Annotated in this window: 10 protein-coding genes and 1 riboswitch; of the genes, 9 read left to right on the plus strand and 1 reads right to left on the minus strand. The window is 59.8% G+C overall.

The window, feature by feature from the left end:
- The first annotated feature begins 3 nt into the window (after positions 1–3).
- From AAAB35_RS18705 to AAAB35_RS18745, 9 genes are all read left to right on the plus strand, one after another.
- Positions 4–1,116, plus strand: a complete 1,113-nt coding sequence (locus AAAB35_RS18705) for a mandelate racemase/muconate lactonizing enzyme family protein (protein ID WP_340669785.1) — start codon at positions 4–6, stop codon at positions 1,114–1,116.
- 2 nt (positions 1,117–1,118) lie between these two features.
- Positions 1,119–1,448 carry an L-rhamnose mutarotase gene (locus AAAB35_RS18710; RefSeq protein ID WP_340669786.1) on the plus strand — a complete coding sequence of 110 codons (330 nt, stop codon included), beginning with the start codon at positions 1,119–1,121 and terminating at the stop codon, positions 1,446–1,448.
- A gap of 6 nt (positions 1,449–1,454) precedes the next feature.
- Positions 1,455–2,534: a Gfo/Idh/MocA family oxidoreductase gene (locus AAAB35_RS18715; protein ID WP_340669795.1), complete on the plus strand. Its 1,080-nt coding sequence runs from the start codon at positions 1,455–1,457 to the stop codon at positions 2,532–2,534.
- Positions 2,535–2,990, plus strand: a complete 456-nt coding sequence (locus tag AAAB35_RS18720; protein WP_340669787.1) for a MaoC/PaaZ C-terminal domain-containing protein — start codon at positions 2,535–2,537, stop codon at positions 2,988–2,990.
- A 33-nt stretch (positions 2,991–3,023) separates the two neighbouring features.
- A complete protein-coding gene (locus tag AAAB35_RS18725; protein ID WP_340669788.1) occupies positions 3,024–3,758 on the plus strand; it encodes an SDR family oxidoreductase in 735 nt (244 codons plus the stop codon).
- Positions 3,759–3,819: 61 nt separating this feature from the next.
- A complete protein-coding gene (locus AAAB35_RS18730) occupies positions 3,820–4,665 on the plus strand; it encodes a fumarylacetoacetate hydrolase family protein (RefSeq protein WP_340669789.1) in 846 nt (281 codons plus the stop codon).
- 38 nt (positions 4,666–4,703) lie between these two features.
- The gene (locus AAAB35_RS18735; protein WP_340669790.1) at positions 4,704–5,987 is read left to right on the plus strand and encodes an L-fuconate dehydratase; all 1,284 of its coding nucleotides are present in this window, start codon (positions 4,704–4,706) and stop codon (positions 5,985–5,987) included.
- Positions 5,988–6,118: 131 nt separating this feature from the next.
- A riboswitch (cobalamin riboswitch) is annotated at positions 6,119–6,318 on the plus strand.
- A gap of 120 nt (positions 6,319–6,438) precedes the next feature.
- Positions 6,439–7,680 carry an aromatic ring-hydroxylating dioxygenase subunit alpha gene (locus tag AAAB35_RS18740; protein ID WP_340669791.1) on the plus strand — a complete coding sequence of 414 codons (1,242 nt, stop codon included), beginning with the start codon at positions 6,439–6,441 and terminating at the stop codon, positions 7,678–7,680.
- A 1-nt stretch (position 7,681) separates the two neighbouring features.
- Positions 7,682–8,773 (plus strand): hybrid-cluster NAD(P)-dependent oxidoreductase, encoded by a 1,092-nt coding sequence (locus tag AAAB35_RS18745; RefSeq protein WP_340669792.1) that lies wholly within the window; start codon positions 7,682–7,684, stop codon positions 8,771–8,773.
- 95 nt (positions 8,774–8,868) lie between these two features.
- Here AAAB35_RS18745 and purU read toward each other — a convergent pair.
- Positions 8,869–9,624: formyltetrahydrofolate deformylase (purU, locus tag AAAB35_RS18750; RefSeq protein ID WP_340669793.1), on the minus strand; the 756-nt coding region annotated here is incomplete at its 5' end.

A 9,624-nucleotide genomic window follows, 5' to 3' on the forward strand; every position in this document is an offset into this window, starting at 1 on the left:
ACGATGGCCAAGATAGAACGTGTAGAATTGCGCATGGTGGACTTGCCACCGAAAGTCCTGCGGACCGATGCGATCCAAAGCTTTGTCAGCCAGGAAACGCCGATCGTCACGATCACCGACAGCGATGGGGCGACCGGCACCGGCTACAGCTATACGATCGGAACGGGTGGCTCCTCTGTCATGCGCCTTCTTTCCGATCATCTCGTCCCCCGCATTCTCGGCAAGGATGCCGACCGGATCGAGGCAATCTGGCGCGATCTCGAGTTTGCGACGCACGCAACGACGATCGGTGCCATCACTGCGATTGCCCTCGCGGCAGTCGACACCGCGCTGTGGGATCTGAGGGCAAAGAAGCAGAGCCTGCCGCTGTGGAAGCTTGCCGGGGGCGCAAAGGATCGCTGCCCGCTCTATACGACGGAAGGCGGCTGGCTTCATATCGAGAAACAGGCGCTGGTCGACGATGCCCTGGAGGCGCAGGCCAAGGGTTTCAGAGGCGCAAAGGTAAAAATCGGCCGGCCGCACGGTTCGGAGGATCTCGACCGCCTGTCAGCGGTCCGCGATGCGGTTGGCTCCGGTTTCGAAATCATGACGGACGCCAATCAGGGCTTCACGCTCGACGAGGCGATCCGCCGTTCGCAGGTTTTGCGCGACGTCGATCTCGCCTGGCTCGAAGAGCCGTTGCCGGCCGACGACATTGATGGTCACGTGCGGCTATCAGCGGCAACGGCAACGCCCGTCGCAATCGGCGAGTCGCTTTATTCTATCCGTCACTTCCGCGAGTATATGCAAAAGCGTGCATGCTCGATCGTCCAGGTGGACGTCGGGCGCATCGGCGGGATCACCCCGTGGCTCAAGGTTGCGCACACGGCCGAAGCCTTCGATATGCCGGTTTGCCCGCACTTCCTGATGGAACTGCATGTCAGCCTGACCTGCGCGATCCAGAACGGCAAATATGTCGAATATATCCCGCAACTCGACGACCTCACCCACACCCAGATGCGCATCGAAAACGGTCATGCGGTGGCGCCATCCGAACCCGGCATCGGCATCGATTGGGACTGGGATGCCGTGAAGGGTCGAAGCGTCGACGAATTCACGACCGAGATAAGGGTCTGACGATGCAACGCATGGGAATGATGATCGGGCTCAACGCCGACAAGGTCGCGGAATACAAGCGCTTGCATGCCGCCGTCTGGCCGGAAATCCTGGCGCTCATTTCGAGCTGCAACATCCGCAATTACACGATCTTCCTGCGCGAGCCGGAAAACGTCCTGTTCGGCACCTGGGAATATCATGGGACGGATTTTGCCGCCGACATGGCGAAAATGGCCACCGACCCAAAAAACAAGGAGTGGTGGGCCGTGTGCATGCCCTGCCAGGTGCCGCTCGAAAGCCGGGCCGAAGGCGAGTGGTGGGCGATGATGGAAGACGTCTTCCATCTCGACTGATGAGGAATTGTGATGAGTTTTGATCCCGCAACCCTGCAGCAAAGCTGGCCATTGCCGGCGAAACCGAGGCCGATCGTGACCTTCGGCGCCGGGAGCATTGTCGGCGATGCCCACTACCCAGCCTATCGGAAGGGAGGCTTTCCGATTGCCGGATTGTTCGACCCGGACCTCGACAAGGCGCGCAAGCTCGCGGACCAATGGGGTGTGGACGGTTACGCCTCAATTGCCGAAGCGGCTGCCGTGGAGAATGCAATCTTCGATCTGGCGACCCCGCCTTCACGACATGCGGACGTGCTGAATGCCCTGCCGGAGGGATCGTTCGCGCTGATCCAGAAGCCGATGGGCAGCGATCTTAGGGAAGCGTCCGAAATCCTGAAGATTTGCCGCGAGCGCAATATCACTGCCGCCGTCAACTTCCAGCTGCGGTTCGCGCCGATGATGCTGGCACTGAAGGATGCGATCGCGCAAGGATGGCTCGGGGACGTCATCGATTTCGACGCCTGGCTCGCCCTCGATACGCCCTGGTCGCTCTGGCCGTTCTTGGCAGGACTGCCCCGGGTGGAAATCGCCATGCATTCGATTCATTATATCGATCTTATCCGGCAAGTTCTCGGTAACCCGCTTGGCGTTCACGCCAAGACGCTGGGTCATCCGAACCACAAGGTGGCGCAGACGCGGACAAGCGCTATTCTTGATTACGGCGACACAGTTCGCTGTGGGCTTTCGATCAACCACGATCACAAGTTCGGCCGCAAGTTCCAGGCCTGCGAGTTCAGGATCTGCGGCACCGAAGGCGCCGCCTACGTCAAGCTCGGGGTCAATCTCGACTATCCGCGCGGCGAGCCGGATGTTCTGATGATACATCCGAAAGGGACTTCGGACTGGGTTGACGTCCCGCTCACGGGAGCATGGTTCCCAGACGCTTTCGTCGGACGCATGGCCAATCTGCAGCGCTTCGCCAGTGGCGAAGACAAGGAATTGGTCAGCTCCGTCGAGGATGGCTGGCAGACAATGGCGCTGGTCGAGGCGGCCTATCAATCCAGCGCCGCACCGGCGACGCCGCTGGCAAAATTGGCGGAGGCGTGAATGGCCGAACAGGCAATATACTTCGAGGACTATGAACTTGACCATGTTCGCGTTACGTCCGGGCGGACGATCACCGAAACCGACTTCGTGGTACACGCCGGTCATACCGGCGATTTCTTCCCCCATCACATGGACGCCGAATTTGCCAAGACGACGCCGTTCGGCCAGCGCGTTGCGCATGGCACGATGATCTTTTCGATCGGTGTCGGGCTCACTGCCAGCCTGATCAATCCGGTGGCATTTTCCTATGGCTATGACCGGCTGCGGTTCGTAAGGCCGGTATTCATCGGCGATACGATTCGAACACGGGTGACCATCAGTGCCAAGGAAGACGACCCGAAACGACAGGGCAGCGGCCGCGTGGTCGAACGCTGTGAAGTCCTCAACCAACGCGACGAGGTGGTTCTTGCCGCCGATCACATCCTGATTGCCGAGCGCAAGGCATCGGGTGCATGACAGACATGACGAGTGTCGAAATGGAGGTTTGAAATGACAGGCAAGCTTGCGGGCAAGCGCGTTCTCATCACGGCGGCGGGGCAGGGTATCGGCCGGGCATCGGTCCTCGCCTTCGTTCGCGAAGGCGCGATCGTTCACGCCACCGACATTAACCAGCAACTTCTCGATGCTTTGCCCAAGGAGGCCAATATCACTCCGCGCAAACTCGATGTGCTGAACACCGATGAAGTCAACGCGGTGATCGGCGATATAGGCGCGGTCGATGTCCTGTTCAACTGCGCCGGATTTGTTCATGGTGGCTCGATCCTCGAGATGCCGGACGCTGATCTCGACTTTGCCCTCGATCTCAACGTCCGGGCGATGATCCGCACGATCAGGGCGGTGCTGCCGGGAATGCTCGAGCGCAAGGAGGGGGCGATCATCAACATGTCGTCCGTCGCCAGCAGCGTAAAGGGCGTGCCCAACCGCTTCGCCTATGGGGTGACGAAGGCCGCGGTGCTCGGGCTCACCAAGGCAGTCGCTGCCGATTACATCACGCAGGGCATCCGCTGCAACGCCATCTGCCCAGGGACCGTCGAGAGCCCATCGCTTGAACAGCGCATGCGCGCAGGTGGCGATTACGAGGCGACCCGCGCGGCGTTCATCGCGCGCCAGCCCATGGGGCGTCTCGGCCTGCCCGAGGAGATTGCGGATCTTGCCGTTTATCTTGCCGGCGCGACCTACACCACCGGCCAAGCATACAATATCGACGGCGGCTGGACCGTCTAGAATGAGGGCAGGGCGGGACGGTCACGGCCCCGCTGCTACGACATCTACAAAGGAATGAGCAATGAAGTTTTTGCGTTATGGCGCCCCTGGGCAGGAAAAGCCCGGCATCCTGGATGGCGACGGCCGGATCCGCGATCTGTCAGGAAAAGTCAGCGACCTCTCCGGGGCCGCGCTTGACCCCGAGACGCTGGCAAGGCTCAGCGAACTCGATGTCGAGGGCCTGCCGGTCGTCGCAGGGAATCCGCGCCTCGGGCCATGCGTTGCCGGCACCGGCAAGTTCATCTGCATCGGCCTCAACTATGCCGATCATGCCGCCGAATCCGGCATGGCCGTACCGCCCGAGCCCGTCATCTTCATGAAGGCGACATCCGCCATTGTCGGACCCAATGACGACCTCGTCATTCCGCGCGGTTCTGAAAAGACCGACTGGGAAGTCGAACTTGGCGTGGTGATCGGCCGAACGGCAAAATATGTCAGCGAGACGGAGGCACTCGACTACGTCGCCGGCTATTGCACGGTCCATGATGTCAGTGAACGTGCATTCCAGATCGAGCGAGCTGGCCAGTGGACCAAGGGTAAGAGCTGCGACACGTTCGGACCGACGGGTCCCTGGCTCGTTACGAAGGACGAAATCGCCGACCCGCAGAACCTCAAGATGTGGCTGACGGTCAATGGCGAAACGATGCAGAACGGCTCAACGAAAACCATGGTCTATGGTGTCGCCTTCCTCGTCTCGTATCTCAGCCAGTTCATGAGCCTGCAGCCCGGCGACATCATCTCGACCGGTACGCCGCCCGGCGTCGGCATGGGCATGAAGCCGCCGCGCTATTTGAAAGCGGGAGATGTCATCGAACTTGGAATTGAAGGCCTTGGCAACCAGAAGCAGGTGGCGCGCGCCGACGTTTGAGGCGCGCCGCTTCGATTAATTGATTTGAGAGGCATATTGTGACCCGCATCACCGATCTTCGCGTATTCGATATCCGTTTCCCCACTTCGCAGGGCCTTGACGGTTCCGATGCGATGAACCCGGACCCGGATTATTCGGCGGCCTATGTCGTGCTGTATACAGATAAGGATGGCCTCGCCGGGCACGGCCTCACGTTCACCATCGGGCGTGGCAACGAGATTTGCTGCCTGGCCATCGACGCCATGAAGCATCTCGTCATCGGCCTCGAACTCGACTGGGTGAAGGAAAATCCGGGACGCTTCTGGCATTTCATCACCGGCGATAGCCAGCTTCGCTGGATCGGTCCCGACAAGGGCGCGATGCACCTTGCTACCGGCGCTGTCGTCAACGCGGTCTGGGATCTTCTCGCCAAGGAGGCGGCGAAACCTGTTTGGCAGCTCGTTGGCGAGATGACGCCGGAAGAAATCGTCAATATCGTCGATTTCCGCTATCTGACGGACGTGCTGACCCGCGATGAGGCGCTCGACATTCTGCGCAAGGCCGATGCCGGCAAGTCAGAACGCATCGCCGCACTCAAGGCCGAAGGTTATCCCTGCTATACGACCTCCGCAGGCTGGCTCGGCTATTCCGACGAGAAGTTGCGCCGGCTTTGCCAGGAGGCTGTCGATGCGGGCTTCAACCACATCAAGATGAAAGTCGGCCGCGATCTTGAGGATGACATCCGCCGCCTGACGATTGCCCGCGAGGTGATTGGGCCGGATCGCATTCTGATGATCGATGCCAACCAGGTCTGGGAAGTCAACGAGGCCATCGATTGGGTGAAGAAGCTTGCTTTTGTCAAACCATTCTTCATCGAGGAGCCGACGAGCCCGGATGATGTCGCCGGTCATCGCAAGATTCGCCAGGCAATCAAGCCTGTAAAGGTCGCGACGGGCGAGATGTGCCAAAACCGGATCATGTTCAAGCAGTTCATCGCCGAAGGTGCCATTGACGTCGTGCAGATCGACTCCTGCCGCATGGGCGGGCTCAACGAGGTGCTGGCCGTCCTTTTGATTGCGGCAAAGTACAGTCTCCCCGTTTGGCCCCATGCAGGCGGGGTTGGCCTCTGCGAATATGTGCAGCACCTGTCCATGATCGATTACGTCGCGGTGTCGGGCACCAAGGAAGGCCGTGTCATCGAATATGTCGACCATCTGCACGAGCATTTCATCGACCCGTGCAATATCCGGAACGCGGCCTATATGCCGCCGTCAATGCCGGGATTCTCCATCGAGATGAAGCCGGAATCGATCAAGCAATATTTGCACCGCCCCATGGTTTGATCGGCATCGGCGCGTCAGATTGAACGTGTGTCGCACGATGCATGCGTCGCGCGATTTCACCGAAATGCAGCGTGTCGCCGTTCGTAAATGCGATGTCGTTTCCGCGCCTATCCTTTTTCACAGCCGGATGCTTTTATCGCGACACTTGAGGTGCCGCCTTTCTAGGGAAGGCGGAGAATTGGGAAGCCGGTTAGAACCCGGCGCTGCCCCCGCAACGGTAGTGGAGTAAAACGCGGCAAAACAGCCACTGGGAGTGCACCCCGGGAAGGCGCCGTGAAGCCCGAAAGGCAACTCCAGAGCCCGGAAACCAGCCCTGAGGGAAAACCGACTGATCGCGGTGGGCGATCAAGGAGCATGGCTTTGTACGGGCGCCGATTGATTGTTGTCTGTACGGACGTTCTTCTCCGTCACCACCAGTCAGTTCTTTGCAAGATTAAGGCGAGGACGCGACATGGATATTCGCAATGAACTTCTCCGGGACCTCCGAAACCGGAAACCGGGCTACGGACTGGAACAGGCCTTCTACTCAGATCCCAACTACTACCGTCTCGACATGGAGACCATCTATTACCGGGATTGGCTGTTTATCGGCCATGATTGTGAAGTTGCTAAGCCGGGTAATTATTTCACGGTGCAGGTCGGCGATTATCCTGTCGTCATCGTCCGCGATCGCCAGGGCCAGATTCGCGCGTTCCACAATTCCTGTCGCCATCGTGGCTCACGCATCTGCGCCGGTGAAAAGGGGACCTCGGCAAAGCTTGTCTGTCCCTACCATCAGTGGACCTACGAGCTTGATGGACGCCTGCTTTTTGCCCGCCAGATGGGCGACGATTTCGATGCGAACCAGTTCAGCCTGAAGCCGGTGCACTGCGAGAGCGTCGGCGGCTATATCTTCATCTGCCTTGCGCAGATCGCGCCGGATTTCGCGCCGACGCGCACATTGCTCGAACCTTATCTCGCGCCGCACCGACTGACGGAAACCAAGGTGGCATTCCAAAGCTCCATCGTGGAGAAGGGGAATTGGAAACTCGTCTGGGAGAACAACCGCGAGTGCTATCACTGCGCCGGGAATCATCCCGAACTGTGCAAGACCTTCCCGGAAGCGCCGAGCGCTACGGGCGTTCAGGGATCGAAAAAAGATCCTGAAATGGTAGCACACTGGGACAAGTGCGAGGCTGTAGGCTTGCCAAGCTTGTTTCGCATTGCCCAGGATGGCCAGTATCGCGCGACCCGCGTCCCACTGATCAATAACGCCGAAAGCTATACGCTTTCAGGCAAGCGCGCTGTCGGCCGTCAGCTCAGCGACGATGTCAACGCCAAGCAAATCGGTTCGTTGTTGCTCTACCACTATCCGACGACCTGGAACCATATCCTCGGGGACCACGCGATTTCATTCCGCGTCCTGCCGCTCGGCCCGAACGAGACGCAGGTCACAACCAAATGGCTGGTTCACAAGGATGCGGTCGAAGGCGTCGACTACAATGTCGAAGAGCTTACGCATGTGTGGCTCGAAACCAACGATCAGGACCGCCGCATCGTCGAAGAAAATGCATTCGGCATCCGCTCTCCCGCCTATGAGCCTGGCCCTTATTCGGTCGAACATGAAGGCGGCGTCCTGCAGTTCCTCGAATGGTACAGCAACGCCATGGAGACGCGGCTTTCCGGTGATCAGAAACTGAGCAGGGTTGCTTGAAATGAACATGGGCCTTCCCCAGAACTATCCGCACCTCGACCAGATGCAGCCGTGGAATGACCGGTTGCATCTCCTGGAGTCTCTTTCGGTCGTCGAGGAAGCGCCCAATGTGAAGACTTTCACGTTCCGGTCGGACAATCATAACTGGTTCCGCTATGAGCCGGGCCAGTTCATGACATTTGAACTGCCGGTTCAGCCAGAGGCGATGCTGCGCACCTATACGCTGTCATCGAGCCCGTCGCGGCCCTTTACCGTCGCCGTGACGGTAAAGGCTCAGGAGGGCAGCATCGGTACCCGCTGGATGCTGGATCATCTCATGCCGGGCGTGCGGATCAAGGCCTTCGGGCCGCTTGGCGACTTTTCGATGCGCAAGCATCCCGGCGCCAAGTACCTCTTCATATCCGCTGGTTCGGGTATCACACCGATGATGTCGATGACGCGCTGGATGCATGATTGCGCGCCGCAGAGCGATATCAATTTCGTCACCTGCGCGCGGCGACCGAGCGACATCATCTTCCGCAAGGAGCTCGAATATCTGACGAGTTGCATGCCGAACCTCAAGCTTGCCTTCCTGATCAAGGAGCACGAAATGGGCCAGGTGTGGACCGGCATCCGCGGCAGGCTCGAGGCGCCGAGGCTCCCGCTTCTTGCACCGGATTTCAAGGACAGGACTATTTTCTGCTGTGGGCCGGAAAGCTTCATGCGCGACGTGCGCTTCATGCTCGAAGCATCGGGCTTCGACATGGCGCACTATCACCAGGAAAGCTTCGGCCCGGCTGCAGAGCCCGTCTTACCAATGCTGGACGATATTTCCACCGCCGCGGCGGAAGCGAGTGCAACCGTAACGTTTTCGATGTCCGGCATGGACGTGCCCTGTGCGCCGGGCGAGACAATCCTCAAGGCGGCGCGTGGCGCCGGCATCCGCATCGCCGCCGCCTGCGAGTCCGGCCTCTGCGGAACCTGCAAGGTCATGAAGCTCGCTGGTGACGTCGACATGGACCACAATGGCGGCATTCTCGACGAAGAGATCGACGAGGGCTATATCCTCGCCTGCTGCTCCAAGCCCCTCGGCAATGTCGAGGTCGAGGCTTAGGCTCTGCGCCCCTAGAGCAATCGATCGCATTCAATCGAGAGGGACGCGCATGGAGGACTGCCCGCTGTGGCAGTCCCAATGCGAGATTCCCTGCCTCAGAACACCACGGTTTTGTGGCCGTTGAGCATGACGCGGGATTCAAGGTGCTTCTTGACCGCCCGGGCAAGCACCCGGCTTTCGATATCGCGGCCGGTGGCGACGAAGTCCTCGGCGCTCATCGCGTGGCTGACCCGCTCGGTCTCCTGCTCGATGATCGGGCCCTCGTCGAGGTCGGGGGTGACGTAGTGGGCGGTGGCGCCGATCAGTTTGACGCCGCGCTCATGGGCCTGGTGATAGGGCTTTGCCCCCTTGAAGCTTGGCAGGAATGAGTGATGGATGTTGATCACCTTGCCATAGAGCCGCTTCGACAGATTGTCGGAGAGGACCTGCATGTAGCGGGCAAGGATGACGAGGTCGGCGCCGCTGTCCTTGACGATCTTCAACAGCGCTTCCTCCTGATCGCGCTTGTTGTCCTTCGACACCGGCAGGACGTGATAGGGGATGCCCTCGTGCGCGGCGAAGCGGCGGCTGTCCTCATGGTTGGAGACGATGGCGGCGACCTCGGCATCGAGCCAGCCGACGCGGATCTGGTAGATCAGGTGCTGCAGGGCATGGTCGAACTTCGACACCATGATGATGATCTTCGGCTTCTTCGCCTGGTCGATAAGGCTGGTCTTCATGTCGAAGCGCTCGATGGCGGGCTTCAGCCCCCGCTCGACATCGTCCTTCGTCGTTCCTTCCGCCGCGGTAAAGGCGATGCGCATGAAGAAGCGGTTGGTCTGCCGGTCCCAGAACTGGTTGCTCTCGGCAAT

The sequence above is a fragment of the Phyllobacterium sp. genome (assembly GCF_037994425.1).
Taxonomy (GTDB): Bacteria; Pseudomonadota; Alphaproteobacteria; order Rhizobiales; family Rhizobiaceae; genus Phyllobacterium.